Origin of the sequence: Neisseria elongata subsp. elongata (assembly GCF_900113545.1) — a bacterium.
GTDB classification, from domain to species: domain Bacteria; phylum Pseudomonadota; class Gammaproteobacteria; order Burkholderiales; family Neisseriaceae; genus Neisseria; species Neisseria elongata.
On sequence record NZ_FOPS01000010.1, the window covers coordinates 48560 to 74594 of the forward strand.

30 protein-coding genes and 1 tRNA gene are annotated in these 26035 nt (G+C 58.2%); 18 read left to right on the plus strand and 13 right to left on the minus strand.

Annotated features, from left to right (window positions below; translation table 11 throughout):
• The first annotated feature begins 20 nt into the window (after nucleotides 1–20).
• The 6 genes from BM261_RS12695 (at nucleotide 21) to BM261_RS09555 (ending at nucleotide 3937) form a co-directional block, all read left to right on the plus strand.
• A complete protein-coding gene (locus BM261_RS12695; protein ID WP_162817042.1) occupies nucleotides 21–188 on the plus strand; it encodes a hypothetical protein in 168 nt (55 codons plus the stop codon).
• Nucleotides 181–1908, plus strand: coding sequence for an exodeoxyribonuclease V subunit alpha (recD, locus tag BM261_RS09535; RefSeq protein ID WP_074897720.1), 1728 nt, complete (start codon nucleotides 181–183; stop codon nucleotides 1906–1908). The genes BM261_RS12695 and recD overlap by 8 nt, the downstream gene beginning before the upstream one ends.
• Nucleotides 1909–2014: 106 nt before the next feature.
• Entirely contained in the window at nucleotides 2015–2512 is a 498-nt protein-coding gene (locus tag BM261_RS09540) for a hypothetical protein (protein ID WP_074897722.1), read from the plus strand.
• Nucleotides 2513–2696: 184 nt separating this feature from the next.
• A complete protein-coding gene (locus BM261_RS09545; RefSeq protein WP_074897724.1) occupies nucleotides 2697–3140 on the plus strand; it encodes a DNA polymerase III subunit chi in 444 nt (147 codons plus the stop codon).
• A gap of 4 nt (nucleotides 3141–3144) precedes the next feature.
• On the plus strand, nucleotides 3145–3396 hold the full coding sequence (locus tag BM261_RS09550; protein WP_003771954.1) for a DUF1289 domain-containing protein: 252 nt from the start codon (nucleotides 3145–3147) through the stop codon (nucleotides 3394–3396).
• A gap of 82 nt (nucleotides 3397–3478) precedes the next feature.
• A complete protein-coding gene (locus BM261_RS09555; RefSeq protein WP_074897726.1) occupies nucleotides 3479–3937 on the plus strand; it encodes a DUF6636 domain-containing protein in 459 nt (152 codons plus the stop codon).
• Nucleotides 3938–4088: 151 nt separating this feature from the next.
• Here BM261_RS09555 and BM261_RS09560 read toward each other — a convergent pair whose 3' ends face one another.
• The 12 genes from BM261_RS09560 to lolA all read right to left on the minus strand — a co-directional run bounded on the left by BM261_RS09560 (nucleotide 4089) and on the right by lolA (nucleotide 11012).
• A complete protein-coding gene (locus tag BM261_RS09560) occupies nucleotides 4089–4418 on the minus strand; it encodes an NGK_0946 family protein (protein WP_040665810.1) in 330 nt (109 codons plus the stop codon).
• 42 nt (nucleotides 4419–4460) lie between these two features.
• On the minus strand, nucleotides 4461–4709 hold the full coding sequence (locus tag BM261_RS09565; RefSeq protein ID WP_049248545.1) for a hypothetical protein: 249 nt from the start codon (nucleotides 4707–4709) through the stop codon (nucleotides 4461–4463).
• Nucleotides 4710–5010: 301 nt separating this feature from the next.
• Entirely contained in the window at nucleotides 5011–5349 is a 339-nt protein-coding gene (locus BM261_RS09570; RefSeq protein ID WP_074897730.1) for a hypothetical protein, read from the minus strand.
• Nucleotides 5350–5493: 144 nt separating this feature from the next.
• Complete coding sequence (locus BM261_RS09575; RefSeq protein ID WP_074897733.1) at nucleotides 5494–5994, minus strand: DUF1841 family protein; 501 nt, start codon at nucleotides 5992–5994, stop codon at nucleotides 5494–5496.
• An 89-nt stretch (nucleotides 5995–6083) separates the two neighbouring features.
• Complete coding sequence (locus BM261_RS09580; protein ID WP_003771941.1) at nucleotides 6084–6542, minus strand: NfeD family protein; 459 nt, start codon at nucleotides 6540–6542, stop codon at nucleotides 6084–6086.
• 145 nt (nucleotides 6543–6687) lie between these two features.
• A complete protein-coding gene (holA, locus tag BM261_RS09585; protein WP_074897736.1) occupies nucleotides 6688–7689 on the minus strand; it encodes a DNA polymerase III subunit delta in 1002 nt (333 codons plus the stop codon).
• A gap of 68 nt (nucleotides 7690–7757) precedes the next feature.
• Nucleotides 7758–7970, minus strand: coding sequence for a (Na+)-NQR maturation NqrM (nqrM, locus tag BM261_RS09590; protein ID WP_003771937.1), 213 nt, complete (start codon nucleotides 7968–7970; stop codon nucleotides 7758–7760).
• Nucleotides 7967–9022: an FAD:protein FMN transferase gene (locus tag BM261_RS09595; RefSeq protein WP_074897741.1), complete on the minus strand. Its 1056-nt coding sequence runs from the start codon at nucleotides 9020–9022 to the stop codon at nucleotides 7967–7969. The genes nqrM and BM261_RS09595 overlap by 4 nt, the downstream gene beginning before the upstream one ends.
• Before the next feature lie 62 nt (nucleotides 9023–9084).
• A tRNA-Ser gene (locus BM261_RS09600) sits at nucleotides 9085–9177 on the minus strand.
• A gap of 140 nt (nucleotides 9178–9317) precedes the next feature.
• Entirely contained in the window at nucleotides 9318–9680 is a 363-nt protein-coding gene (locus BM261_RS13065) for a hypothetical protein (RefSeq protein WP_370446633.1), read from the minus strand.
• Nucleotides 9681–9724: 44 nt separating this feature from the next.
• A complete protein-coding gene (locus BM261_RS09610; RefSeq protein WP_107918779.1) occupies nucleotides 9725–10279 on the minus strand; it encodes a DUF1287 domain-containing protein in 555 nt (184 codons plus the stop codon).
• Nucleotides 10280–10391: 112 nt separating this feature from the next.
• Entirely contained in the window at nucleotides 10392–11012 is a 621-nt protein-coding gene (gene lolA / locus BM261_RS09615) for an outer membrane lipoprotein chaperone LolA (RefSeq protein ID WP_074897748.1), read from the minus strand.
• Nucleotides 11013–11249: 237 nt separating this feature from the next.
• Here lolA and BM261_RS09620 point away from each other — a divergent pair, with 237 nt between their 5' ends.
• Nucleotides 11250–12092, plus strand: a complete 843-nt coding sequence (locus BM261_RS09620; protein WP_074897751.1) for a ferritin-like domain-containing protein — start codon at nucleotides 11250–11252, stop codon at nucleotides 12090–12092.
• A gap of 24 nt (nucleotides 12093–12116) precedes the next feature.
• On the opposite strand, the gene BM261_RS09625 is transcribed toward BM261_RS09620, so the two are convergent.
• The gene (locus BM261_RS09625) at nucleotides 12117–12371 is read right to left on the minus strand and encodes a hypothetical protein (protein ID WP_240317862.1); all 255 of its coding nucleotides are present in this window, start codon (nucleotides 12369–12371) and stop codon (nucleotides 12117–12119) included.
• 243 nt (nucleotides 12372–12614) lie between these two features.
• Here BM261_RS09625 and ubiA point away from each other — a divergent pair, with 243 nt between their 5' ends.
• The 11 genes from ubiA (at nucleotide 12615) to BM261_RS09680 (ending at nucleotide 26012) form a co-directional block, all read left to right on the plus strand.
• Nucleotides 12615–13511: a 4-hydroxybenzoate octaprenyltransferase gene (gene ubiA, locus BM261_RS09630; RefSeq protein WP_074897757.1), complete on the plus strand. Its 897-nt coding sequence runs from the start codon at nucleotides 12615–12617 to the stop codon at nucleotides 13509–13511.
• Between the two features lie 200 nt (nucleotides 13512–13711).
• Nucleotides 13712–14785, plus strand: a complete 1074-nt coding sequence (locus tag BM261_RS09635; protein ID WP_074897760.1) for an MBL fold metallo-hydrolase — start codon at nucleotides 13712–13714, stop codon at nucleotides 14783–14785.
• A 343-nt stretch (nucleotides 14786–15128) separates the two neighbouring features.
• A complete protein-coding gene (locus tag BM261_RS09640) occupies nucleotides 15129–16784 on the plus strand; it encodes an AMP-binding protein (protein ID WP_074897762.1) in 1656 nt (551 codons plus the stop codon).
• On the plus strand, nucleotides 16777–19089 hold the full coding sequence (locus BM261_RS09645; protein WP_074897764.1) for an MMPL family transporter: 2313 nt from the start codon (nucleotides 16777–16779) through the stop codon (nucleotides 19087–19089). Before BM261_RS09640 ends, BM261_RS09645 begins: the two co-directional genes overlap by 8 nt.
• Nucleotides 19090–19262: 173 nt before the next feature.
• Nucleotides 19263–20681: a TIGR00341 family protein gene (locus BM261_RS09650; protein WP_074897766.1), complete on the plus strand. Its 1419-nt coding sequence runs from the start codon at nucleotides 19263–19265 to the stop codon at nucleotides 20679–20681.
• A gap of 250 nt (nucleotides 20682–20931) precedes the next feature.
• Entirely contained in the window at nucleotides 20932–22176 is a 1245-nt protein-coding gene (locus BM261_RS09655) for an NAD(P)/FAD-dependent oxidoreductase (protein ID WP_074897768.1), read from the plus strand.
• Nucleotides 22177–22307: 131 nt separating this feature from the next.
• Nucleotides 22308–22886 carry a tetratricopeptide repeat protein gene (locus tag BM261_RS09660; protein ID WP_074897771.1) on the plus strand — a complete coding sequence of 193 codons (579 nt, stop codon included), beginning with the start codon at nucleotides 22308–22310 and terminating at the stop codon, nucleotides 22884–22886.
• Between the two features lie 139 nt (nucleotides 22887–23025).
• Complete coding sequence (locus tag BM261_RS09665; RefSeq protein WP_074897773.1) at nucleotides 23026–23448, plus strand: hypothetical protein; 423 nt, start codon at nucleotides 23026–23028, stop codon at nucleotides 23446–23448.
• On the plus strand, nucleotides 23441–24667 hold the full coding sequence (locus BM261_RS09670) for a beta-ketoacyl-ACP synthase (RefSeq protein WP_074897798.1): 1227 nt from the start codon (nucleotides 23441–23443) through the stop codon (nucleotides 24665–24667). The genes BM261_RS09665 and BM261_RS09670 overlap by 8 nt, the downstream gene beginning before the upstream one ends.
• Nucleotides 24648–25151 carry an ApeP family dehydratase gene (locus BM261_RS09675; RefSeq protein ID WP_074897776.1) on the plus strand — a complete coding sequence of 168 codons (504 nt, stop codon included), beginning with the start codon at nucleotides 24648–24650 and terminating at the stop codon, nucleotides 25149–25151. Before BM261_RS09670 ends, BM261_RS09675 begins: the two co-directional genes overlap by 20 nt.
• Nucleotides 25152–25355: 204 nt before the next feature.
• The gene (locus BM261_RS09680) at nucleotides 25356–26012 is read left to right on the plus strand and encodes a leucine-rich repeat domain-containing protein (protein ID WP_074897778.1); all 657 of its coding nucleotides are present in this window, start codon (nucleotides 25356–25358) and stop codon (nucleotides 26010–26012) included.
• The last annotated feature ends 23 nt before the right edge of the window (nucleotides 26013–26035 follow it).

The following is a 26035-nucleotide window of genomic DNA, read 5'->3' on the forward strand; positions in this document are numbered from 1 at the left end:
CGGATTGGGAAAGATGATTCATGGCTCTAGGGCGGCGTATTTTAGCCGAAAGGCCGTCTGAAAACACCTTTAAATCGCGCAACCTGCTGTTCAGACGGCCTCCCGCCGCATCAGGCCGTCTGAAAACGGCAGCCGCTTCCGCTATAATCCGCCCGTCCTTTTCTTTAAATTGCCGCCGCCATGAATGACGACGAATTCCAAACCGCAGCCGCCGATGCCGCAGTCGAACTGCTCAGCCGCCTTTATCCTGCCGCCGCCGAGGTGTGCGCCCCGTTTTTACGCCGCCTTTTCGCCGCGCTGGAAGACGGCCACAGCTTTATCCGGCTGACCGACGAAGAAGCTGGAACACTGGCGCAGGCCGCCCCGCTGACCGATTCGAAAGGCCTTGCCCCGCTGGTTTTGCGCGGGCGGCGGCTGTTCCTCGGCCGCTTCTACCGGCTCGAACGCGACTTGGCCGGCGAAATCCGCCGCCTGGCCGTCCCGCCGGTCGAAATCCCCGAAACCGCCCGCGCCGCCGAGTTGCTGGCGGAATGGTTTGCCCAAGCCGGCAGCGAAGGCCAGCAGGCCGCCGCCGCGCTGGCCCTGCTGCAAAACTTCATCTTAATTTCCGGCGGCCCCGGCACGGGCAAAACCACCACCGTCGCCAAACTGCTCGCCCTGCTCTGCCAAGGCCGCGAACGCCTGCCGCGCATCGCGCTGGCCGCGCCGACGGGCAAAGCGGCGGCACACATGGCGCGCGCCCTGCACAAAGCCCTGGCCGGCTTTTCCCTTTCAGACGGCCTCAAGCGGCACCTCTCGGCACTCGAAGGCCAAACCGTCCACCGCCTGTTGAAACTGCGCCCGCCGCAAATGCAGCCGCAATTTGATGCCGACAACCCGCTGCCGCTCGACATCCTGATTATCGACGAAGCCTCGATGCTCGACCTCGCCCTGATGCTCAACCTCCTGCGCGCCGTGCCCGACGGCTGCCGCGTCATCCTGTTGGGCGACGAAAACCAGCTCCCTTCCGTCGGCGCGGGCGCGGTATTGGCCTCTTTGGCACAAACCACCATCTTGGACAGCGAAACGGCAGGCCGTCTGAAAACCCTGCTGCCGCAACGCGAAAACCCTTTTCAGACGGCCTCCAACCCGCCCGCGCTTTCGGCCAACACCGCCCGCCTGACCGTCAGCCACCGTTTCGGCGAACACAGCGGGCTGGGCTGTCTGGCGCGCGCGGTGTGCGCCGGAGACGAGGAAACCGCTTGGGCGCAGTTTGACCGTTTCCCCGACCAACTGTCCGTCCGCACGGCATCCGTCGAACAACTGGCCGCCGACTTCTGCCGTCAGCAGGCAGACTACTGGCAGGCCGCCGACCATGCCGACATCGCGGCCGCCTTCGACTGCCAAAGCCATCTGGCCGTACTGGCGGCAAGGCGCGACGATGCCGCCCGCTTCAACCTCGCCTGCCGCAACCACCTGCAACGGCACGGGCGCATACCGGCGGATGCACAATGGTTTGCCGGACAAGTCATCATGATAGAACGCAACGACTACCCGCTCGGCCTCTTCAACGGCGACATCGGCCTGATCCTGCGCGATACCGACGGCGGCGACGGCGCGCTGGCGGCCTATTTCCCCGACGGCGGCACATACCGAAAAATCCCCCTCAGCCGCCTGCCCGCCTACGAAACCGCCTTCGCCATGACCGTGCACAAAAGCCAAGGCTCCGAATACCGCGACGTTTGGCTGCTGCCGCCCGCCGATGCCGAAGGCCTCAACCGCGCCCTGCTCTACACCGCCATCACCCGCGCCCGCGAAAAATTTACCTTTGTCGGCGGCAGGCATGCCTTTGCCGCCGCCTGCAACCGCAACGAAACCCGCCGCAGCGGCCTGCGCGACATGCTGGCGGATGAAACGGAACGGATATAGGTAAAAAGACCGTCTGAAAACACCGGCCGCCATATGCGGTTGAATGTAAAAAAACGAGCTGACAATCTGTATAATTCAAATAAAGCATACCGTACAAGAAATAACCATGAAACGAATATTGTGTTTGATTTTGCTGGCCTTATCCGGCACTGCGGTAGCGCAGTCGTGCGAAGCGGAAGTGGCGCGCGCCGATTTGAGGGGCTTGAAATTGGGCGAACCTTTGGCACAGTTCAAAAAACGGTTTCCCCAAGCGCACGACACGACGGCCGCGCTCGAAAAGCGCGAAACGCAAGAAGGTGGGATTCATCTTTTCGCAAACGAACACCCGTTGGGCAAAGATATAAATTCCGCCTTCCTGATTTATCAGGACAGAAAAATCAGCAACATCAACCTGTTCATCCACTACAACAAGCGGAAGCCCTTTGCCGCGCATGCGGAACAGGCCAAAAAGCAGTTCAGGCTGCCTGAAAAAGGATGGCAGGCATTTGACAATGGGCAGCAGATTTACCGCTGCCAAGATTACAAATGGGTGCTGACGGAACTGGTTGAGGCCGACGGCACGCAGATTTTGAGCATCTCGTTGGATAAGGTTGCGGGAAAATAGGCCGGTTGATGGCCGAACGGCCGTCTGAAATATGTGCAGTACAACCGCCAACCCTGCAAACGTTGCCCGAACCGCCCTTGCCGAAACTACCGCCCAAACTTTTACACAGCAAAAAAACCATTAAATATCCGTACTGTATAAGCAACGCATCATCCATACCGCCGTTTCCATTGCGAGCCGCACCATGCCCAGAGCCACCTTCTACGTCCACATAACCGACCCCGCCGCCTTCGCCTGCAAACTCACCCGCCGGGCTTGCGGCCAAAACGAACGCCTGCTGATTTGGTGCGGCAGCGAAGCAGAAATGCACCGTTTGGACAAAGAGTTGTGGCAAGACCCGCCCGAAAGCTTCCTGCCGCACGAAATATGGTTTGAAGGACACCCTTATCCGCAAGATGCCGCCGCCGTTTTAGCCTGCGGCGACCACCTGCCGCCCCTGCCCGAAGGCACCCTCGTCCTCAACCTGACCGACGACTTCTGGCACACGACGCAACCGCTGCCACAACGCGTGCTCGAAATCGTCGGCAACAGCCCGGACGAACTGGCCGGAGCAAGGGAACGCTTCCGCGCCTACCGCGACGCGGGTTTCACCGTCGAACACCACAACATGCAGGGAAAGGCCGTCTGAAAACATGGAACAGCCCGACTTCTTCGCCATCCCCAGCCCCTGCATCGGCGTCTGCCGCGCCAACAACAAAGGCTACTGCATCGGCTGCCTGCGCAGCCGGGAAGAACGTCTCTACTGGCAGCAAATGAACGATGACCAAAAACACCAAGTCATGCGCCTGCTGGCCGTACGGCGCAAAAAAATCGAACAGGCCAAATGGGAAAAAGGACGGGATTTCGGTACAACGCCCGAACAGGAAAACTTCGAATTCGATTAGCCCCGACCGTCAGCCCGATTGAGGCCGTCTGAAAACCACTTCCCAATCTTTCCGACAGGAAACATTCATCAAGGAAACCACCATGAAATATCTGACCCTTCTGTTACTCTCTGCCGCCGCACCCGTCTTTGCCGGCTCATCCAGCATCTATTTAAACAATGACTACCAACACGTTTTCGCCACCCCCAGCGGCAATATCCTATGTGGCGGCAACAGCCATAAACACGCCAAGGCCGACAAACGCTATACCAACGACTTGTATTGCTTCATCGGCCTTAACAAAGCCATGCCGAAACGCTGTGAAAAACAAGGCGAAGGCTTGGACTTCACGCTTAACGCCAAAGGTAAAGCCGCTATGAGCTGCGCGGGTTTCGAATTTGTCCCTTACAACGAAGGCTACGAAAAAACACGCGTACTGAAATACGGCGAAACCATCAGCGGCAACGGTTGGAGCTGCCGCAGCGAAACATCGGGCTTAAGCTGTAAAAACAACGACGGCCACGGCTTTTCAATCAACCGCCAAGAATACCGCCTGTTTTAACTATTCAGGCTGCGCCCCTGCTTTGCCGAAGGCCGTTTTCAGACGGCCTCCGGTTGAAAGGGCATGTTTTGCAACTATAAAAAGCATTGTTGGAAAACAAAAAACGGCTGTCGATAACCGACAGCCGTTTTGCTTCATTTGTCCAAATGGTTTAGAACCATGCTTTAATGGCGGCAGCCGTACCGGCAATACCGCCGATCAAGCCAACCGCACCTGCGGCAGTACCCATTGCACCATTGATTTGATCACGTTTGTTGGCGCGTTTCTCGCGTTCCAATGCCAATTCTTCGGAAACGTTTTGACGCTGACGTCTGTGTTGTTCCAGTTCCGCACGGGACAACTGGGCAGAAGCACGGTTACGGCCGGCTTTGATGGCAGCAGAATCATCACCTACAGCCAAATCGCCGACAGAGCTTCCCTGAGCGGCACAGCCGGTTACAATGATTGAAGTCAGAAGGATAAGCGCTAGTTTATTTTTCATAATAAATACCTGAAATACGAAAAAATCGAATAAATCTAAAGATTAATGAAGGATATAGACTTTTCTGTTGCCATAAGCACGGTTGATGGCATCGGCCTCATCCATCATTTCTTCACGGCGCTCCCTACGACGCTCTGCACGCTCCGCACGCTCATCGTTCTGAACACGGCGCGAATCAGCCTGCATTGCGGCCTCTTGCTCCGGAGAAGGAATGAAACGCTGACCGCCATAAGTAACGCAACCTGTCAGTGACAATAAAACAGCACATACCAAAACAGTCTGTTTGACCATAGTTTAAAACCTCACATTTAAAAAGCTTACATTACCATTCTGCATTAAAGATTTGTAAATTTCAAATTTAAATAAAACATTAAAGCATGATGTTTAATAAAAATATTTAATTAACGCAGGGTATCGGATAGTATTAAATAATTGAATATATTATTTTTTTAAACGTCTAAGTCCCTATTTATCCAATTTGACAGCGAAAAATAGACATACTGTTTTTACCTTCAAGTACAACACATATAACAACAGGGGAGCCGGCCATTATGCCGACTCCCCTGTTTGCCCGATGCTTTATCGGTCTGAATTATGCAACGATTTCTACCGAGCCGTGGTCATCGCAATGATCGCCGTGCTGGTGATGCAGACGGCCGTTGACCAAGTAATCGATATGGTCGCCGTGAGGGACAGCTTCATGTCCGCAACCTTCTCCGTGAACATGGCCCGCACAGGTATCGAGCGGGATGCAGGCATCGGGGTTGGTTTCATTTACCGGCAGGGTGTGTTCGTCGTAATGGCCGTTGTGCTCATGGTGCAAATGGCCGTCGTGCAGGTAGTCGATATGGCCGTCATGTTTGATGGCGGTATGACCGCAGCCGCTGCCGTGAACATGGGCGTGGTCGTGATGAATAGTGCAGTGTGTCATGATGCTTCCTTCGATTTGATTAAGGCCGGGTATGGTCTTGCCCGGTTTTAGGGAAACGCGATAATAGTCTCCCAAAACGGAAAAGTAAATACCTAAGCATATGTTTTTTATGAAAATTTTGTTATAGTATATCAACCGCTGCCATTATTCTCCGATGGCCGCCTGCCCAAGTCCGACTTCATGCGGGTTGAGCCGTGCCCGCTCTTCCTGACCTAGCCCGATGGCTTTTCTCAGGCGGGTCATATAGGCGTTTACGTCCAATCCTCGGCCGTAACGTTGCGCTTCCCAAATGGTTTCGGCCAATGCTTCCATCATGTGGTGCTCCGCCCGCACCCAGTCGCCGTTATGGCGGGCGCACAGGGTTTGGTGGATGGTGCGGATCCCGGGCGGCTGGTCGATGGCGGCCTGTTCTTGTATCGAGAGGTGCAACGAAAGGTGGAGGAAGGGGTTTTCCCTGCCGCCTTCCGGTTTCCATTCCGCATCCAGATAGTCCTCGATGTTTTCCAGATAATCGGCATATTCCTGATGGGCTTCGAGAATCCGCAATGCTTTTTGCTGCAATGCATCCAATTGCAGCGGGGCAAACCGCTGCCGCCAAACGTCGGCGAAGAAGCGGCGCACATCGTGGGTGTTTACGTCATACATGGTTTGCTTTTCCGTAAAAAGAGGCCGTCTGAAAATGGTTTTGACCCGGCAAAACATTTTTCAGACGGCGTGTATCGTTATTCGACATTTCAGCGGAATCCGCCCTTGCCTTTTCCTTTGCCTTTGCGCTGCTGAGCCTGCATTTCCTGCATGGCTTTCATCTGCGCCTGACGGGCGTTCGGGTTGAACATCGACATTTCTTTAAAGGCTTTGTGCGCATCGGCTTCGGGGCAGTTATTGTTCGCCATGCAGTAAATCATCACTGCATCTTTTTGCGCCTGGCCGCCGCTGTTGTACATGCGGCGCAGGTCGGCCGGATTGATGCGCCCGCTCTCGGGGTCGATGTTGAATGCTTTGAGGCGTTCGGTAAACTGGCGGCGTTGGCGTTTGATGACCCACACGGCCAAGAGTGCGATAACGGCAATGATGCCCAGTACGCTGAGCAATGCCACCCACCATCTGACGCCGAACAGTATCAGGATACCGATGATGACGGCGGCGATAACCGAGATGCGGATGGCGGGTTGGATAAACATTTTCGGGTTCATGTCTGTCTCTTAAATTTGTGTTTGGTTCGAAGTGCGGATTGTAAACCGAATTAACCTTTTCGGCATCTTTTCAGACGGCCTCAACGGCAGGTTCACATATTTCGATATTGCCGTACGGTTCGCTTCATTGACGGCAACGGAAACGCTAGACCGCCAAGCCGTAAACCATTTGGCGGAAGGCCGCCCAAGCATCGCCGTCCTCCGCGCCCTTTATCATCCGGTCGATACGGGCGCACTCCTGCAATGCACCGATCAGGCGGCTGACGGACAGCCGCTTGACGGCCAACGGGGCGAGTGTCTGTTTATCGCCCCACAGGCGCAGGCTGTTGCGCACAGACTGTACGCTCTGCCCCTGCTTGAGTACGGCGGCCAGCCTAATCAGGGTACGGATGTCTTCGGCCACCGCCCACAGCAGCAGCACGGGTTCCTCCCCTTCGGCCTCCAAGCCTTCCAGCAGATGCAAAGTCCGTACGGCATCGCCTTTCATCCAGGCCGACGCCAGTTGGAATACGTCAAACCGCGCCACATTCGCCACGGCCAGCTCGGCATCCGCCACGCTGATAATGCTGCCGCTCGGGTGCAGCAAAGCTAATTTGTCGATTTCCTGTTTGGCCGCCAGCAGGTTGCCTTCCACCCGCTCGGCAAACAGTGTCAAGGCATCGGCCTCGATGTCTAATCCCGCGTTTTTCAGACGGCCTTTAATCCAAGCAGGCAGTGCGTTGCCTGAAACGGCTTTGGCTTCCAACACCAGGCCCTGCCGTGCCATCGCCGCAAACCATTTGGCCTGTGTCTGCGCCTTTTCCAGTTTGGGCAGCATGACGACGGTTACAGTATCGTCGGGCAGGTTTTCCGCCAGGCTCAGCAATGCCTCGCCGCCAGTTTTCCCCGGCTTGCCATTCGGAATATGAATCTCCATCAGCTTCAAGTCTGCAAACAAACCCATGCTGTTGGCAGATGCGAGCATTTCGTTCCAGTCGAAGGCGTTGTCCGCAGTGTACACCTCACGGTTCAAATAGCCCTGTTGCTTGGCGGCGGCACGCAATTTGTCCAACGCTTCCACGCGCAACAGGTCTTCTTCGCCGTGGATGACGTAAAGCGGTTGCAACTTGTCGGCGGCGGATATGTGTTCGATGTTTTGGACGGCCATGATGAAAAACCAGTTTGGGCGTTGGGTAAAACGATATGAAACCGCCGGAAAGCAATCCGGCGGCTGATTTATTGGTCGACGGTAATTTTTTCCGATGCCTCGCGATCCAGTTTTTGCTGCAACGTATCGCACGGCGTTTCGCAATCGCACATTTTCTTCATGCCCAGCGCGGTAATGCCGCCGCAACTGCCCTTAATCGAGCGTTTGGAAAAAATATAACCGACCGACATGCCCAATATAATCAATAAAAACAGACCGAAAGTCAGAAGGATGGTACTCATGATTTATCCTTGTCGCGTAGCAGTTGTTTGAATGCGGAAGACATTTCCGTGCGGTAGCCGCTGCCGTCGCGGATAATCAAGAATACCGCCAAACCCTGCTGTTCGGCAAGCTGCAGGGCGCGCTGCTCGCCCAATACGAACAAGGCGGTGGAAAGGCCGTCAGCGGTGGTCGCGCTGTCGGCAATCACGCTGACGGAGGCGAGGTTGTGGCTGATAGGGACATGCTTTTGCGGGTCGATGATGTGCGACAACCGCCTGCCGTGCGCGTCGACATGGAAATTGCGGTAGTCGCCCGAAGTGGCCAGCGAATGATTGGCCAGCGGAACGACGATTTGCGTATTGCCGCCTTGCAGGATTTGCGGCTGTTCGATGCCGATTCGCCAAGTTTCGCCGCGTTCGTTCTTACCGCGCCCGCGCAATTCGCCGCCGATTTCCACCAAATAGTTTTCAATACCCAGGCCTTCCAGATGGATGGCCAGTTTGTCCACGCCGAATCCTTTCGCAATCGAAGAAAGGTCGAGATATGTGCCGGCAACTTTTTTGGCCAGCGTCTGTTTTCCACTCACGCCGGCCAGGATGATTTTATCCGTACCGACCACGGCGGAAGCCTGCCGGATTTGTTCGTCCGTCGGTTCGAGGGTAACGGTTTTGTCAGGCCCGAAGCCCCACAGATTTACCAACGGCCCGACGGTAACGTCCAACGCGCCTTGGGTGAGGCCGTTCAAACGGAAGGCTTCGGCGGTAACGAAGGCAAAATCAGCGGAAATTTCCATCGGCTCGCCGACAGCCTGCAACTGATTGAAGCGGCTGATTTCGGACGACGGGTCGTAAGTGGACATTTGGCGGTTTACTTCAACCAGCAATTTGTCCAAATCGGCTTGCACCTGTTCGGGAGGCGGCAAATCTTTGAGGCCGTCTGAAAGATATTTGACGGTATAGGTCGTGCCCATGGTTTTGCCCTGCAAAACCATGGCCTGCCGTTCGGCGGATGGGCCGCAGGCGGCAAGCAGGACGATGAAGAAGAATGAAAAGAAAAGACGGATGGAGGACATAAATCGAAATACGGCGGCAGGTAAAGCAAAACCCCTGAATAACTCAGGGGTTTTGCAAAGATTGGCGGAGTAAGAGGGATTCGAACCCTCGATGCAGGTTGACCCCACATGCCTCCTTAGCAGGGAGGTGCCTTCAGCCTCTCAGCCATTACTCCGTGTTCAGAACCGCGGACTATACGGAATTTGCCCGCCGCTGTCAATCGCCGCAGCCGCTTTTTCAGACGGCCCGGATTTAAGCAAATGAAATGTTAAGGAATTAAGGCATTGTCAAATCGTCCGCATACGGCAAACCCGGCTAGCGGCTGATTTGTCCGCCGATATAGTAGCCGCCGCCTTCATAGGTTTGCCCTATGCTGCCGCTTTGGCCTTCCACGCGGTACACCTGTCTCGGCGGCGGATTGTGGCGCGGATAGCAGCGGCGGCGGTTGCCCCTGTCGTAATAACAGTCGTAACCGCCCTGATAGACGGAAGCCGGGGTGGCGTCGCCGTAAACGACGGTGGTGCCCGGCGGGGCATTGATGGTCACGGTTTTGTTGATGGTGGTGCGGCTTTCCACGGGCAGGTCGATGACTGCATAACGGCCGTACGGCGTTTCGCTGTACACGCAGCCCGCCAACAGCAGGGCGGATACGGCGGCCAGATATTTGGTTTTCATCATTTACTACTCCTTTTCAGACGGCCTTCCGGTGCCGTAACAAGGGGTTATCGCGGCAGACGGTAATGGCCGGTGATTTTGTAGCGTCGGAGGATGTTTTCTTCACGGGTCCCACGTCCGATGTTGTGCAGAATAAGCGGCTCTCCTCCCGCGCTTTTGCGGTCGGAAACGATGCCTATGTGGGTAAGGCCGCGACCCAAATCCCAGGTAACGATGTCGCCGGCCAGAAATTTTTCGTCATGGGTTTGATAGCCCTTGCGTTGGAAATAGGTGGCGATGTTGGGTACGCGGCGGTGGTCGATGTTGCGGTCGGGCTGGGTCAGACCCCATTTTTTCGGGTAGGCGGCAAAATTCTTGCTCATGTCTTCGTGTATCAATTGCTGCAAATCGATTTTCTGCCGCCGCAGCGAACGGACGACGACATCGGTACACACGCCTTTGTGCACGGGCACATCCCCCATCGGATAGCCGATATTGCTGTAGGCGGGATCGTAGGCGGTGGTGCGGCCGATTTGCTGGCGCGCCTCCCACACCAGCTTTTGTGCCGAGACGGCATGCGCCTGGACGGCAGCCATCGAAAGAGCCAGTGCGAATATCTTCATCCGTATCGCCCTACTTTTTGTCTTCATTCCTCCTCCCCCTGCGCGGCCGTCCGTTTTTCAGACGGCCTGAAAAACATTCGGAGCCGCCGTAAAGCCGGCAGCTCCGTTTTGTTTATTGACTCAACACGTCCACACCTTTGGGCGGCACAAATTTGAAATTGCCGCGCGATAAGTTGGGATGGGTGTTCACATTGCTGAATTTGATGCTGGTCTGATTGCCGAAACCGTCTTTCAGCTCCATGGCCGCCAGCGTGTCGCCCTTGAAGCCGATGCGGATGAACTGGTATCCGGCATTGTTTTTCTTCGGCGTGGCGAGCACATAATCAATGCCGTCGCCGAAGCCGTCTTCCTTCAGGCTGTAACTGGAATCCAAAGCGTTTTTGTCCGACAGGATGGATGCGGGGCTGTCGCCGATGGCCTGCGACTGGTCGGATTTGGTTACCTGTTTCAAATCGACGTCGTACAGCCAAATATGCTGGCCGTCGCCGACTATCGTTTGTTTGTAGGGCTTGCTGTATTCCCAGCGGAAGAGGCCGGGACGCATAATTTGGAACGTACCGCCGGAAGTTTGCGTTTTCTTTTTGTTTTTCACGGTTTGGCTGAACGAGCCGCTCAAGCCGTCGGCATCGGCATTGAATTTTTTCAAGGCATCGATTCCGCCCGCCTGCGCCGCGCCGATTGCCAGGCCCAACATAGCGGCAGCGAAGAATTTCGAATAAGTCGTCTGTTTCATTAAACATTTCCTTACGGCTGGATTGCAACAAAGCGGCAGTATAAAGCCTATCTTCAAACGGGCAAGTACTTCGGAACGGGTTTAATTTTTGTAAAGCCGTTAAGGATATGTATTGACTGCCGTTTTATTTTCAGACGGCCTCAAGCTTTGACAATTATTTAATTCCCCGCCCGGGCCAGATACGGCCTTGCGGGGGTTTGACCTTATAATAGCGGCTTTTCGCCGTCGGGAAACTTTATGCACTCCCTTTATTCACTGCTCGAACAGGCACTTTTGTCCCGCGACCCGGAACAAAAATGCCGGCTGGTGCGCGAACTGGCCGAGTGTTCGGCACAACGCCCGCCTTTGGAGAAGAATGCCGCGCCGCCGTTGGATTTCCGCGAAGCCGGCCGGCCGGACAAACCCGCGCTGGTTCCGCCTTCAGCCGTTACGCCGCGTAAAATGAATACGCCGGAAGGTTATGCCGCGATGCTGCACGCCATCTGCCACATCGAATTCAACGCCATCAACCTCGCGCTCGATGCGGCCTACCGCTTCCGCCTGATGCCCGACGAATTTGTGTACGACTGGATACAGGTGGCTTGCGAAGAGGAATACCATTTCCGCCTGATGTCGAGCCGTCTGAAAGCCTTCGGTTATGCCTACGGCGATTTCGACGCGCACAACCACTTATGGGACATGGCCTACAAAACGGCTTTCGACCCCCTGCTGCGGATGGCGTTGGTACCCAGGGTGCTGGAAGCGCGCGGCTTGGACGTTACCCCCGGCATACGCGCCAAAGTGGCGCAACGCGGCGATACGGAAACATGCGGTGTTTTGGACATCATTTACCGCGACGAAGTCGGCCATGTGAAAATCGGCAATTACTGGTATCAGCATTTGTGCCGCCAACGCAGCTTGGAACCGATGGCCTTGTTCCGCAACCTGTTGTCGCGTTACGACATGTTCGTATTTCGGGGATATGTGAATCTGGATGCGCGGGAGAAAGCCGGCTTCAGCCGGTTTGAACTGGAGCTGCTGCACGATTTCGAACAGAGCATGAAGACGGACAACCCGCCCGAAGGGAAACAGGCCGTCTGAAAAAACACGGCGGAACGGATGGGATTAGCGGGTACGGTCGAAATAATGACGGCATTTCGCGCCGCAACGTTCGAACAACTTGCGGCAGAAAGGCAGCAGCGGCGAAGCAAACAATACCGATGCCGCCAAAGCAACCGTTATCACGACTGCCTGCGGCTTGGCAAACACAGTAAACCGGAACACCTGCTCGGCAATATAATTGATGGCACAGGTAAACAGCACGATATAAATCAGCCCGACAGCGGCCAGCAGCATCGGACAGAGGACAGAGCGTTTCATAGTCCAAAACCAAACACAGCGAAGGCGTTATTATAGGCAGCCGAACCGCCAAGTAAAGCAATGGCGGCATTAAATCGGGTAAAGATTAACGGCATATCACGCCGACAAACGGTAAATTATTATCATATCGAACAGACCGCCGCCCCCGCATGCAAAAGGCCGTCTGAAACACCGTCCCGCTTTCAGACGGCCTCCAAAGCATTTTACCCGACACGGGCGGTTTCAAACCAACGGAAACACACCATGAACAACACAACAGCCGAACGCCTGAAAATCTACGGACAACTGATGCGCGCGGACAAACCCATCGGCACCATGCTCCTGCTGTGGCCGACCCTGTGGGCATTGTGGATTGCGGCACAAGGCATGCCGGACTTGACCATCCTCTCAGCCTTCGTCATCGGCACCTTCCTGATGCGCAGCGCGGGCTGCGTCATCAATGACTTTGCCGACCGCAACTTCGACGGCGCGGTCGAGCGCACCAAAAACCGACCGTTCGCACGCGGCGCAGTCAGCAAAAAAGAAGCACTGCTGCTGACCGCCGCGCTCTGCCTCGCCGCCGCGCTCTGCCTGCTGCCGCTGAACCGCCTGACCTGGCTGATGAGCCTGCCCGCACTGTTTTTGGCCATGAGCTACCCGTTCACCAAACGCTTCTTCCCCCTGCCCCAACTCTACCTCGGCCTGGCCTTCTCCTTCGGTATCCCGATGGCTTTTGCCGCCGTTACCGGCCACGTCCCGCCCACCGCCTGGCTGCTCTTTGCCGCCAACGTCCTGTGGACGCTGGCCTACGACACCGCCTACGCCATGGCCGACAAAGAAGACGACCTCAAAATCGGCATCAAAACCTCGGCCATCACCTTCGGCCGCCGCGATGCCGAAGCCGTACTCGCCTGTCACCTCGGCTTCACCGCCCTCATGATCTGGCTGGGCCTGACGATTTCCGCCGCCTGGCCGTATTGGCCCGCCGTTCCCCTGGCCCTCTACTGGCAAATCAAACAATACCGCGCCATCCGGCAGCGCGACCGAAACGCCTGTTTCCGCGAATTCCTGGCCAACAACCGATTGGGCGCACTCTGGTTTGCCGCCCTGCTGGCCAACTACCTCTATTTCAAAATCGCCGCCTTTGCCTTCGGACAATAAACCGCCGCACACCCTAAAGGCCGTCTGAAAAGGCCGTCTGAAAACTGCAAACAACCTTTCAGACGGCCTATCGATGCCGCACCCCTCAGGCAAAAATTAAGTTAATTTATTACCCCGTTCAGTAAAAAATAAAACCGGCCCTGCCCTGCTGCTACAATGCAGGCCGTCTGAAAACGGCGCGACCGCCGAAACGCACCACCATGAAGCACAAGAAAAAACTCGCCACCCTCACCGCCGCCTGCGCCTTATCGGCCTATGGCCTGTATCCCGACCGCCATCCCGTTTACCCTGCAAGCGACCACTACGACCCGGAAACGCAAACCTTCTTCAATCCCGAACCGCAACAAAAGCCGTCCGGCCTGGCTGGCGCGTTTTGGAAAATCCTGACCGACCCGCAGGCAACCCGCCCGCCCAAGCCTCTACCCACAGTCAAACCCAACTGGCCGGCCTTCCTCGCCGCCCCCGAAGGCAAAAGCCGCTTTATCTGGTTCGGCCATTCCACCCTGCTGATGCGCATCGGCGGGCAAACCGTCATCACCGATCCCGTATTCGGCGATTCCGTTTCCCCCGTCCCCGTCATGATGAAACGCTTTCAGCCCGCCCCTGCCGAAATCGGCGAACTGCCGCCCGTCGATGTCGTCCTGATTTCCCACAGCCACTACGACCACCTCGAAAAAGACAGCGTGCAGGCACTCAATTCAAAGGGCAGCCACTTCGTCGTCTCGCTCGGCATGGGCGTACTGCTGGAAAAATGGGGCGTGCCGCGCGAACGCATCACCGAACTCGACTGGTGGCAGCATACCGAACGCAACGGCATCCGCTTCACCGCGCTGCCCTCACGCCACGACTCCTCCCGAACCCTGACCGACCGCAACCAAGCCCTGTGGTCGAGCTTCGCCATCGAACACGGCAACGAAAAATTCTATTTCCACGGCGACTCCGCCCACGGCAGCCATTTCGATAAAATTGCCGGAAAATTCAACGGCTTCGACATCGCCTTTATCGAAAACGGCCAATACAGCGAACACTGGCCCAACAACCACCTCTTCCCCGAACAAACCGCCCGCTATGCGGCACAACTCTCGCCCAAACGTTTCATGCCCATCCACTGGGGCGCGTATTCGATGGCCTTGCACGCTTGGAACGAACCCCTATTGCAAAGCCTCCCGCTGGCGCGCAGCCTGGGCGTGAACCCGCTGACCCCGCTGATGGGGCAGGTATTCGATGCCGACACCACCACACAAGATTGGTTTGCCGAACCTGACCACGAATAAAGCCAATCCCACTAGGCCGTCTGAAAACCATCCCTGTTTTCCAGACGGCCTTTCCGATAGTTCCCCGTCTGCAGCCCTTCCGTATCAAAGCGTCGTGCCCGACAAATAGCCGATAATGGAGGGGCGCAGGAAACGGCAGACTTCCGCCGCTTCAATCAGATGCCGGAATCCCAAGATGCTGCCGGTATGGATACCCGCATCCTTCAAACCCGTTGTACAATCCGCCGTCAAAACTTTCAGACGGCATCACGGATACGCGCGTCAGTCGGCAATACATTTTTTAACCGCTGATGAAACGCCCCAAACCGCCCGTCCCATCCAACTGCAACCCTAACCCGAAACCATGCCCATACTCCCGCTTTTAAACCGTTCCCCCGATTCCCTGCTGGCCGAAGGCTGGACAGCCGCGCAGTTTTCCGCCGCCACGCTGGCTTTGGCCGCACGTTTGTGTGCGTACAAGGTGCAGGCCGCCGCGCTGTGGTTCGACGATGCGGCGCGCTTTACTTCCGCGCTGCTGGCCGCGTGGCTGGCGGGGGCGGAGGTGTACCTGCCGCCGAATCTGGCGGAGGAAAACCGCCGTTGGGCGGAAGCGGGTGGGGCGGTGTGGTTGAGCGACGTGCCGGAAGTTTCAGACGGCCTCTGGCTGTACGACGGGGCGGCTGAGCAGGCGGCCGCGACGGCGGAAGCGTTGGAATGGCCGTCTGAAAACGTGCTGTATCTGAAAACTTCCGGCTCTTCGGGCGAGGCGAAAGTGGAGGCCAAAACGCGCGCGCAGATGCAGGCCGAAGCGGCGGCGCTGGCCGAAAGGCTACCTGAAAGCTGGCACGGCCTGGCCGCCGTGGGCAGCGTAAGCCCGCAGCATTTATACGGGCTGACCTTCCGCGTGTTCGTGTCGCTGGCGGCGGGCTGTGAAATCGGGCGGCGGCAGTGCGTGTATCCCGAATTGCTGCTGGCCGATTCGCGCCGCGAGTGCGTGTGGATTGCCAGCCCCGCGCTGTTGAACCGCTTAGGCGAGGGGCGTGATTGGGCGCGGCTGCGGCAGAATGTGCGCGGCATCATCAGCGCGGGCGGAATGCTGCCGGAGGCCACCGCCGCGCTGCTGCAAGAGAAGCTGGGCTTTGCGCCGCACGATGTGTACGGCAGCACGGAAACCGGCGTCATCGCGCTGCGGCAGGGCGGTGCGTGGGAACTGTTGCCCGAAGTGGAGGCTTCGGTAAACGCAGAAAACATTTTTCAGGTAGCCTCGCCGTGGAGCGGCGGGGTGCGGCAAACCGCCGATGCGGTGCGGCTGGATGGCCGCCGGCTGGAGCTGCTCGGCCGCCAAGACCGCATCATCAAGCTGGAAGACAAACGCGTGTCGCTCTCGCAGCTGGAGCACGATTTGCTGGCCCACGCCTGGGTGACCGACGCGCATTGCGCCCGCCATCCGCAGCACGGCCGGATTGCCGCCTGGGCGGCACTTTCCGCCGAGGGCATTGCCGCACTGCGCGAGCAGGGGCGCGCCACCGTGGTGCAAACCCTGAAACAGCATTTGGCCAAAACGCAAGACACCGCCGCCCTGCCGCGCTATTGGCGTTTCGCCGCCGCCCTGCCGCGCAATCCGCAGGCGAAAATCCGCGAACAGGATTTTCAGACGGCCTTTACCCAGCCGCAAACCGCGCCGCAGTGGGCTGTGCTGCACGCAAACGCAGAAACGCGCGAATATGCGTTTGAAGGCACGGTGCCGCTGGATTTGACGTATTTCGGCGGCCATTTCGCCGATTTCCCGCTGGTGCCCGGCGTGATTGAAGTGCAGTGGGCGATGGATTTGGCGGCGTGCTTCGACTGGGGCAGAAAAACGGTGCAACACATCGAAAACCTGAAATACCAGCACTTTGTGCGCCCGCACGACACCGTGCAGCTCACGCTGCGGCACGACGCGGCGAAAAACAAAATCCATTTCACCATCAGGCAGGGCGACACGCATTGCGCTTCGGGCAGGGTGGCGCTGCATGACTAGGCTCGCGTGGCTGTATGCCCTGCTGCTGGCCTTCGCCGCCGCATGGCTGGGCTGGGGGATAGCGCAGGGAGGCCGTCTGCAAACCGACCTCACCGCGCTGTTGCCCGCCGACGCGCAGGTGGACGCGGTGTGGCGCGCGGCAGACGAAGCGGGCGAAAAACAGCTCAACGGCCAAATCCTGCTCTTGGTGGGCAGCGAAGATGCCGACCGCGCCTTCGCCGCCGCCGAACAAGTGGCCGACCGCTGGCAGAACAGCGGCCTGTTCGCCGCGGTGGACAGCCGCCTAAACCCCGATTTGGCGCAACTGCGGCAGGAAATCCGCAGCCTCGGCGTGAACGCCCTGCCGCGCGAACAGCAACAGCTGCTCTTGCACGACCCCGCCGCCTATTTCCAACAGCGCGCCGAAGACGCGGCCAACCCGTTTGCCGCGCAAATCGTGCCGCTGGAAGACGATTGGCTCGGCTTCGCCCGCTTCGTGCAGCAAAAACAGCCCTCCAGCCGCCTGCAATGGCACAGCGGCAACGGCATGATGTATAGCGAACAAGACGGCATCACTTGGGTATGGCTGCGCGCCAGGCTACCTGAAAAAGCCGCCGCCGATCAGGCCGAACGCCTGCTGCCGCTTCTGGCCGATTCCCGTGCCCAAGCCGAGCGCGGCGGCTACCGCCTCTTGGCTGCCGGCGGCGCATTGTTTGCCGCCGAAGCCAAAACCCAATCCGAACGCGAAAGCGGCCTGATGTCCGCCATCGGCCTGTCGCTCACCTTCGCCCTGCTGTTGGCCGTGTTCCGCAGCCCGCGCGTGTTTGCGCTGGTGTTGCCGCTGGGCGCGGGCATGCTGCTCGGCGCGGCGGCCGTGGTGGGCGTGTTCGGGCAAATTCACATCCTCACCGTCGTGATCGGCACCAGCCTGGTGGGGATGCTGGTGGACTTCCCGCTGCACTGGCTCACGCCCTCGGTGTTTTCTCCCGACTGGGCGGCCAAAGAAGCCATGCGCCGCGTCCAGCCCGCCTTCCTCGCCGGGCTGGGCATCACCGCCACTGGCTATCTGCTGCTCGCCTTCACCCCGCTGCCCGTGCTGCGCCAAACCGCCGTATTTTCCGTGGCCGCGCTCGGCGGCGCGTTTGCCGCCACCGTGCTCCTGCTGCCGCCGCTATTTCGCGGATACCGCCCCCGCGCCGCCCGGTTTGCCGCCGCCATGCACAAACTCGCCGCCGCCCGCCTGCACTGGCTGCTCCTGCCCGTCCTGCCGCTGGCCGCCGCAGGCTACCTGAAAACCGACTGGCGCGACGACATCCGCGACTGGGCTGCCTTATCGCCCCAACTCATCGCTGAAATGCGCCAAGTGGCCGACATCAGCGGCAACGACACCGGCGGCCGCAGCATCCTCGTGCAGGCCGACAATGCAGACGAACTCTTGCGCCGCAGCGCGCAAGTGGAAGCTGCCCTGCAACCCTTGGTCGGCAAAGGCGAACTCGGCGGCGTGCAGTCGCTCAACCAATGGCTGCTGCCCGCCGAAGAACAGCAAGCCTTGCTCGCCCAACTGCACCGCCTGGCCGAACAGCCCGCCCCGTCGACCAACCCCATGCTGCAACTCGGCCTGAAGCCCGACACCATCCAAACCGCCCTGCAACAGGCTGCCGTCCAGCCCGTCGTCCCGCTTGATCAAGCCTTAAGCGGGCAAACCGCCGAAGCCTGGCGCACCCTCTATCTGGGCAATATCCAAGGCCAAGAAGCCGCCCTCGTGCGCGTGCAAGGCCTGAACGATGCCGCCGCCGTGCAAACCGCACTCTCCGCGCTGCCCTGCAACCAAGGCGGCACCTGCGCCCGGCTGGTGGACAAACGCGCCCGGCTGAACGAACTCTTCCGCCACACCCGCAACCACGCCGCCTGGCTCAAACTCGCCTCCTTCGCCCTGGCCTGGCTCGTGCTGTGGCGCATCTTCGGCGCACGGCGCGGCAGCCTCATCCTCGCCGTGCCGCTGATTTCCGCCGCCGCCACCGTCGGCCTGCTCGGCTGGCTCGGCCTGCCCGTCAGCCTGTTCGCCATGTTCGGCCTGCTCTTGGTGGCCGCCGTGGGCGCGGACTACGCCGTCTACGCCCTCACCGCCCGCGAAACCCCCGCCGCCAAACTCGGCGGCATCCTCCTCGCCGCCCTCACCACCGCCATCTCCTTCCTGCTGCTCGCCATCAGCACCACCCCCGCCGTCGCCGCCTTCGGCATCACCGTATCGCTCGGCGTGGGGCTGAACGTACTGCTCTCGGCCTGGCTGCTGAAGAAGGAAGGCGCGGGGCGGGAGGCCGTCTGAAAAAGGCTACCTGAAAACGTGAGCTTCAACTAATGAATCGACATCTTGGCAAAGCTAAGGTTGGACTTCTGCAAAACTAAAATATAGCTTCTTAATAAAAAGTGTGCCGCCTATCCTTGATCACAATTGTGAGGTGGCATTCAAAACAATCGTTAAAATTTGAGGATAAGAAAATGCAAGAACAGGAAAATAGTAAAAATCAGGAAGTACAAGACAATCACACAATGACCAAACTGCAAGATGTATTCAACCTTGCACATGACCAAGCTCATCCTGACAAAATCGATGCCGCCATCCGTGCCAATACGCGGGTATCTGGAACTAACATGTGGGTATTGATGTTTGCCATTGCCGTGGCGAGTATCGGTTTGAATGTAAACAGCACGGCGGTAGTGATTGGGGCGATGTTGATTTCTCCGTTGATGGGGCCGATCGTCGGTGTGGGTTACGGTGCCGCGGTAGGCGATACTGCACTGATCCGCCAAGCAGCACGCAATATTATTGTGTTCATCGCCATCAGTTTGGTTACCGCTACACTGTATTTCCTGCTAACCCCGCTGAAAGAGGCACAAAGCGAGCTTTTGGCACGTACCCAGCCAACCCTATGGGACGTGTTAATTGCCTTCTTCGGCGGTAGTGCAGGCATTGTGGCATTAACGCGCAAAGAAGGAGGCAATGCCATCCCGGGTGTGGCAATTGCCACTGCACTGATGCCGCCCCTGTGCACGGCGGGCTATGGACTAGCACACGGTAACTGGCACTATTTTTTCGGTGCTTTTTATCTGTTTGCCATCAACTGCGTGTTCATCGCTTTTTCCACCCTACTGTTTTCCAAACTACTTAAGCTGCCGCGCAGGGGGCTGGTAAGTGAGACCAAACGCAGACTGCACCGTATTATTATCACAGCCGTAGTGTTGGCAGTGATGATTCCGAGCGGATATATGGCATCGGGACTAGTGCGTCAGGAGCTGTTTAATACCAAAGCCAACAATGCCATCGCCGCTGCACAACAGCAGGAAGGTTTTTTCGTGCTGCGTAAAATGGTGAACTACAAAGAACGTGCAGTCGGGCTGATTGTCAACGGAACAGGGAATGCCGAGAAAATTACCACTCTGCTGGTCACAAATCTGAAAGCGGCAGGTATAAAAGAACCGCAAGTGAAAGTAGTCTATGCGGGGGGCAGTGACACCAAAATTGAAGAACTGCTGGCAAGCCATAACAACTCGGTGCAGTTACAGAACAAGCTGGAAGAGCAGCAGGCCTACATCGATACCGTGCTGGCGGGCAAAACCACCAGTCCCGAAGACGTAGCAGTACTGAGGGAAATCAAAGCCCAATATCCGGAAGCCGAAAAAATCGTTGTTGGGCGCGGTTTGGTTTGGGAAAAAGCACAAACTGCACCCGCTACGCAGGAGCAGCCTGAGAGAGTTCAAAGCGAAGAAGCGGACGCAAGTAACAATATTGTTGTCTCCCTCGAATTCGACCAACCTCTGCCCGCCAAAGACCGCGAACGGTTACAGGCATGGTTGAACCAGCGTTATGAAGGTACAACGGTGCGTTTGTTGATCAATACCAAAATGTTAGACCAATAGGTCATTCCACAAAATATTTCGCCTGAACCCCGGAGGCTAGCTAGAACTTTTCAGGTAGCCTCCCCTAATGTGAATTATGAATGACGAAACCCGCCCGCTACTACAAAAAGGCCGTCTGAAACTTAAACCCAACGGTTTTATATATTGATGCCGCGCAAACCTTATCCCTCCATTTTCAGGTAGCCTTCCAAGCCGTCTGAAAGGCTACCTGAAGCCTACCCCGCACCCCCATCTTTTAAGGAGACCAAACATGACCCAATCCTGCGATATCGCCATCATCGGCGCCGGCCCCTCCGGCGCAGTCGCCGCAGCTCTGCTGCTCAAACACGGCTTTTCCGTGTGCGTGCTCGAAAAACAGCATTTCCCCCGCTTCGTGATCGGCGAAAGCCTGTTGCCGCACTGCATGGAATTCATCGAAGAAGCCGGCTTCCTGCCCGCCGTCGAAGCCGAAAAGCGCTTCCAGTTTAAAAACGGCGCCGCCTTCACCTGGGGCAGCCGCTACACCTATTTCGACTTCACCGACAAATTCAGCCCCGGCCCCGGCACCACCTACCAAGTGCGCCGCGAAATCTTCGATAAAATCCTGATCGACGAAGCCGCCAAACAAGGCGCGGACGTACGCTTCGGCCACGCCGTTACCGCCTTCGACAACAGCGGCGACACCGCCCGCCTCAGCGTGGAAACCGACAACGGCGAAACCTACGAACTCACCGCCCGCTTCGTGCTCGATGCCAGCGGCTACGGCCGCGTGCTGCCGCGCCTGTTGGACTTGGACACCCCGTCCCATCTGCCCGTGCGCGAAGCCCATTTCACCCATATCGACGACAACATCAGCGACCCAGAGTTCGACCGCAACAAAATCCTGATTTCCACCCACCCCGAACACCGCGACGTGTGGCTGTGGCTGATTCCCTTCGGCGACAACCGCTGCTCCATCGGCGTGGTCGGCCTGCCCGAGCGCTTTGCCGGGCTGGGCGATTCCGAAGCCATCCTGCGCCGCTACGCTGCCGAAATCCCCATGCTCGCGCGCGTGTTGGGCAACGCCCAATGGGAAAACGACTTCCCCTTCCGCCACATCAAAGGCTATTCCGCCAACGTCAAAACCCTGCACGGCCGCCACTTCGCCCTCTTGGGCAACGCCGCCGAATTCCTCGACCCCGTTTTCTCCTCCGGCGTCACCATCGCCATGCACTCGGCCAAACTCGCCGCCGACCTGCTCGCCCGCCAGCTCAAAGGCCAAGAAGCCAATTGGCAGCGCGAATTCGCCGAACCCCTGATGACGGGCGTCAACGCCTTCCGCACCTATGTGAACGGCTGGTATGACGGCAGCTTCCAAGACGCCATCTACGCCCCCAACCGCAACCCCGAAATCAGCCGCATGATCAGCTCCATCCTCGCCGGCTACGCCTGGGACAGCAACAACCCCTATGTGGAAAAATCTGAACGCCGCCTCAAAGCCCTGGCCGAAACCGTGGGCGTGCAGCAGTATCAATAAAAACCTTATTCTGGCAGGCATCAGGCGGCACTGCCGCACGGCCCGATGGCCCGCATTTTGTTTCAAACCCGTTCGGGTAGTCTTTCAGGCGGCCTCAGAGGCCGTCTGAAAACCCCAGAAAGGCAACAACCATGAAACCCAAATCCCTCTACCGCGCCGCCCTGCTCGAATACCTCTATTGCGCCTCCTTTGCCGCCGACCCGGCCGAAGCCAGCGCCGCTTACCGCAGCTACCGCCAACTCGCCAGAAAAGGCTGTCCCGACGGCTGGTTCGGCCTCGGCCGAGCCCGCCAATACGGCTACGGCGTCAAGCCGAACCCCGAAAAAGCCGAAAAATATTACCGCCATGCCGCCAAACTCGGCCACGCCGAAGCACAGGAAGCCCTAGGCTGCCTATACGAATTTGCCGAAAAGCCCGACTACCGCCGCGCCCGCAAATGGTACGCCCGCGCCGCCCTGCAGGCAGATGCCACCGCCTGCAACAACATGGGCTTCCTCTACTACAACGGCAAAGGCGTGCGCCGCAGCAAAAGCCTAGCGAAAAAATGGTACAAACTCGCCGCCCGCGCGGGCAGCATCCGTGCATTATCCAACCTCGGCGATCTCTATGAAGACGCAGGCCGTCTGAAAAAAGCCGTCCGGTACTACTGCCGTGCCGCCGAGGCAGGCAACAAATATGCCGCCAAGCAATTGAAGCGGCTGGACAAGTAATCATCGGCCGTTTTCAGACGGCCTTCTACAAAAAGGCCATCTGAAAGCCCACCATCAAGACGCTCATCCCCGACAATCCACTCCCGCTGCGCTTCGTCTATAATCCCACCCCATCCCCATTCCGCAAAGGCTGCCTGAAATGACCTTCCCCAAGCTCCTCGTCCCCATCGTTGCCGCGCTGCTGCTTGCCGCCTGCGGTGCCACTTTCGCGCCGCAGGATTTGCCGCATTTGGCGGCGGGCGAGAGCCGCCGTTTCAAGCTGGAGCGGCTGGATGAAACCGGTGCGGCGGATCAGGTGTCGCTGCTGGTGGTGCAGGGCGAGGCGGGCGGGCAGTCGCGCTGGATTCAAACCGATGCGTTCGGTGCGCCGCTGGCGCGTTTGCTGGCCACGCCGAGCGGCTGGCGGCGCGACGGTTTTGTGCCGCCGAACCATGCCGCGCAGGCGGTGTTCACGGCGATGTTCCCGCTGTTGGAAAACGGTTTTTCAGACGGCCGGCCGCGCGAGTTGGAGGGCGGCGGGGCGAAATGGCGGCTGACACCTTTGGGAGAGAATGATGAATAAGGCGCGGGCATACCTCGGCCGGCCGGGTTTGGTGTCGGCTTTGGGCAGCGGTTTGGCGGAGCATTTGAATGGCCTGTTGAGGCCGTCTGAAAACAGCCCGCTCACGTTTTCCACCGAATGGGTGAAGGGCAAAAACCGTGCTTTCGGCGCGGTAAACCGGCCGTTGCGTCCGTTTCCCGACAATCTGCCCGCCGAACACCGCAGCCGCAACAATCAATTGCTGTGGGACGCTTTGGCGCAAATCGAGCCGCAGATTCAGGCAGCCCTCAGCCGCTACGGCGCGGACAGAATCGGCGTGGTCATCGGCACGTCGGTGGGCGGTGCGGATGAAAATATCCCGCTGTTCCAACACGTTGCAAACGGCGGCGGCTGGGCGGACATTCCGTTCAAACAGCAGGCGCAACTGCTTTCCTCGCCCGCCGATTTTGCCGCGGCAGCGTACGGCTTGCGGGGCGCGTGCTACGGCGTGTCCACCGCCTGCACCTCCGGCGCGCGGGCGCTCATCAGCGCGGCGCGGCTGCTGCGGCTGGGTGTGTGCGACGCGGTGTTGTGCGGCGGTGTGGACACGCTCTCGCCGCTCACCATCAACGGTTTCGCCTCGCTCGAAGTGCTGTCCGACGGCATTGCCAACCCGTTTTCGCGCAACCGCAACGGCATCAACATCGGCGAAGCCGCCGCCGTGTTCGTGATGACCCGCGAAGATAACGGCGACGCCCTGCCGCTCTTGGGCTACGGCGCCAGCAGCGACGCGCACCATATGTCTTCCCCCCGCCCCGACGGCCTCGGTGCGGCACAGGCTTTTCAGGTAGCCTTAAACCACGCCGAATTGCCGCCCGAAAGCATCGGTTGGATTAATCTGCACGGCACCGGCACGCTGCTCAACGACGGCATGGAAAGCCGTGCCGTGGCCGAAGTATTCGGCAGCCAAACCGCCGCCACTTCCACCAAACCGCTCACCGGCCACACCCTCGGCGCGGCCGGCGCGCTCGAAGCCGCCTTCGTATGGGGCATCGCAAGCCGCCGCGACAACCCGGAAGGCAACCTGCCGCCCCAACTGTGGGACGGCCAAACCGACCCCGAACTGCCCTCAATCGCGCTCACCGTTTCAGGCAGCCAGTGGCCACAGGGGCGGCGCATCGGCGCAAGTTCGTCGTTTGCCTTCGGCGGCAACAACAGCGTCCTCATCATCGGAGAAGAACATGCCCCAATGTCCGATTAAACAACCCGCCGCCCTCCTGCCGCACAGCGGCCGCATGGTGCTGCTGGACGAAGTTTTATCCTATGACAACAACAGCCTGCACGCCGTCTGCACCATCTGGCCCGACTGCATCCTGCTCCCCGACGGCGCAAATGCCCTGCCCGGCTGGCTCGGCATGGAAATCATGGCGCAAGGCGTGGGCGCATGGGCGGGCGCGCATGCGCTGGACGCCGGCCGCCCCGTGCAGCTCGGCTTCCTGCTCAGTACCCGCAAACTCCACTTCGCCCGCCCCGAAATCCCCGTCGGCACCGTGCTCGACGTGCAAATCACCCTGTCCTGGCAAGACAACGCCACCAACATGGGTGTGTTCGACTGCACCCTCGCCTGCCGCACCCCGCCCCCCGGCAGCGACGACCTCACCCCCGGTACCCTGCTCCTCTCCGGCGCACTCAATGTATTCAGCCCCACCAGCCGCGAGGCTTTGGATGTGATTTTGGGCAGATAAGTTCCAGGTAGCCTTGAGGCCGTCTGAAAGGCTACCTGAAAACATGGTTTGCTACGAAACTAAACAATGAATGAAGCAAGGCGGGCTTGAAGCCTGCCGTTTGCACTGCCGCATCCCGTTTTCAGACGGCCTCAAACCTCTCCCAGGCTACCTGAAACCCACATTTGCCAACACGCCTACTCCACCCCGCATCGGAGCACACCCATGGAAACGTATTTCTACAATAAAAACATCAACTGCATCGAAGTTCAGCCCGCATTTATCCGTACCGCCATGCGGCAGGCCAAGCGTTACCGTTGCGGCATTCGGATTTTGAGCCGGCCGACGGTTGTCATCAACCCGACACCCGCGCCGAAACACGCCGTGGTGGATTTTGCCGATTTGGCCGCTTATCCCGAACTGCCGCACCTCCAAATCGAACACGATCTTGAGTCGCCCGAATTCATCAATACGGATGCCCTATACCGCTTCGAGCAATTGGAAACCCTGGTCATCGAACAGCCAATCGACATCGACCTCTCCCAATTGCCCGCGCTCAAAGATTTAAGGATGGACTACAACAAAAAAATCCGAAATATCGGGCAATGTACCCGCTTAGAGCGTTTATACCTATGGTCTTACAAAGGCCAAGACTTAACTGAATTCCAAAACCTGGTGCGGCTGAAAGATTTATTGCTGGTGCGCCCCTCCGTGTGCACATTAAACGGCATCGAAAACCTCACCGCCTTAGAAACAATCGACATTAGCTATGCCCACAGCCTGAACGACGTATTCGCCCTGCGCCGGCTGCAATCAATACACCAAGTCAAAAATATTGGGCTGCCGGAAAAGTTTCATGACGAGGGGTTTGGGCAGAAATAGAAAGTAAAAAACGGCGGCATGGT

Coding starts and splice junctions, on each gene's coding strand:
- BM261_RS09625 (WP_240317862.1), bottom strand. CDS start 12,371: ATGAAACGCTCTGTCCTCTGTCCGATGCTGCTGGCCGCTGTCGGGCTG.
- nqrM (WP_003771937.1), bottom strand. CDS start 7,970: ATGAGTACCATCCTTCTGACTTTCGGTCTGTTTTTATTGATTATATTG.
- BM261_RS09660 (WP_074897771.1), top strand. CDS start 22,308: ATGAAACCCAAATCCCTCTACCGCGCCGCCCTGCTCGAATACCTCTAT.
- BM261_RS09650 (WP_074897766.1), top strand. CDS start 19,263: ATGCAAGAACAGGAAAATAGTAAAAATCAGGAAGTACAAGACAATCAC.
- BM261_RS13065 (WP_370446633.1), bottom strand. CDS start 9,680: ATGATGAAAACCAAATATCTGGCCGCCGTATCCGCCCTGCTGTTGGCG.
- BM261_RS09665 (WP_074897773.1), top strand. CDS start 23,026: ATGACCTTCCCCAAGCTCCTCGTCCCCATCGTTGCCGCGCTGCTGCTT.
- BM261_RS09550 (WP_003771954.1), top strand. CDS start 3,145: ATGGAACAGCCCGACTTCTTCGCCATCCCCAGCCCCTGCATCGGCGTC.
- BM261_RS09640 (WP_074897762.1), top strand. CDS start 15,129: ATGCCCATACTCCCGCTTTTAAACCGTTCCCCCGATTCCCTGCTGGCC.
- BM261_RS09565 (WP_049248545.1), bottom strand. CDS start 4,709: ATGGTCAAACAGACTGTTTTGGTATGTGCTGTTTTATTGTCACTGACA.
- recD (WP_074897720.1), top strand. CDS start 181: ATGAATGACGACGAATTCCAAACCGCAGCCGCCGATGCCGCAGTCGAA.
- holA (WP_074897736.1), bottom strand. CDS start 7,689: ATGGCCGTCCAAAACATCGAACACATATCCGCCGCCGACAAGTTGCAA.
- BM261_RS09675 (WP_074897776.1), top strand. CDS start 24,648: ATGCCCCAATGTCCGATTAAACAACCCGCCGCCCTCCTGCCGCACAGC.
- BM261_RS09555 (WP_074897726.1), top strand. CDS start 3,479: ATGAAATATCTGACCCTTCTGTTACTCTCTGCCGCCGCACCCGTCTTT.
- ubiA (WP_074897757.1), top strand. CDS start 12,615: ATGAACAACACAACAGCCGAACGCCTGAAAATCTACGGACAACTGATG.
- BM261_RS09610 (WP_107918779.1), bottom strand. CDS start 10,279: ATGAAGATATTCGCACTGGCTCTTTCGATGGCTGCCGTCCAGGCGCAT.
- lolA (WP_074897748.1), bottom strand. CDS start 11,012: ATGAAACAGACGACTTATTCGAAATTCTTCGCTGCCGCTATGTTGGGC.
- BM261_RS12695 (WP_162817042.1), top strand. CDS start 21: ATGGCTCTAGGGCGGCGTATTTTAGCCGAAAGGCCGTCTGAAAACACC.
- BM261_RS09560 (WP_040665810.1), bottom strand. CDS start 4,418: ATGAAAAATAAACTAGCGCTTATCCTTCTGACTTCAATCATTGTAACC.
- BM261_RS09580 (WP_003771941.1), bottom strand. CDS start 6,542: ATGAACCCGAAAATGTTTATCCAACCCGCCATCCGCATCTCGGTTATC.
- BM261_RS09540 (WP_074897722.1), top strand. CDS start 2,015: ATGAAACGAATATTGTGTTTGATTTTGCTGGCCTTATCCGGCACTGCG.
- BM261_RS09645 (WP_074897764.1), top strand. CDS start 16,777: ATGACTAGGCTCGCGTGGCTGTATGCCCTGCTGCTGGCCTTCGCCGCC.
- BM261_RS09620 (WP_074897751.1), top strand. CDS start 11,250: ATGCACTCCCTTTATTCACTGCTCGAACAGGCACTTTTGTCCCGCGAC.
- BM261_RS09680 (WP_074897778.1), top strand. CDS start 25,356: ATGGAAACGTATTTCTACAATAAAAACATCAACTGCATCGAAGTTCAG.
- BM261_RS09570 (WP_074897730.1), bottom strand. CDS start 5,349: ATGACACACTGCACTATTCATCACGACCACGCCCATGTTCACGGCAGC.
- BM261_RS09670 (WP_074897798.1), top strand. CDS start 23,441: ATGAATAAGGCGCGGGCATACCTCGGCCGGCCGGGTTTGGTGTCGGCT.
- BM261_RS09635 (WP_074897760.1), top strand. CDS start 13,712: ATGAAGCACAAGAAAAAACTCGCCACCCTCACCGCCGCCTGCGCCTTA.
- BM261_RS09595 (WP_074897741.1), bottom strand. CDS start 9,022: ATGTCCTCCATCCGTCTTTTCTTTTCATTCTTCTTCATCGTCCTGCTT.
- BM261_RS09655 (WP_074897768.1), top strand. CDS start 20,932: ATGACCCAATCCTGCGATATCGCCATCATCGGCGCCGGCCCCTCCGGC.
- BM261_RS09545 (WP_074897724.1), top strand. CDS start 2,697: ATGCCCAGAGCCACCTTCTACGTCCACATAACCGACCCCGCCGCCTTC.
- BM261_RS09575 (WP_074897733.1), bottom strand. CDS start 5,994: ATGTATGACGTAAACACCCACGATGTGCGCCGCTTCTTCGCCGACGTT.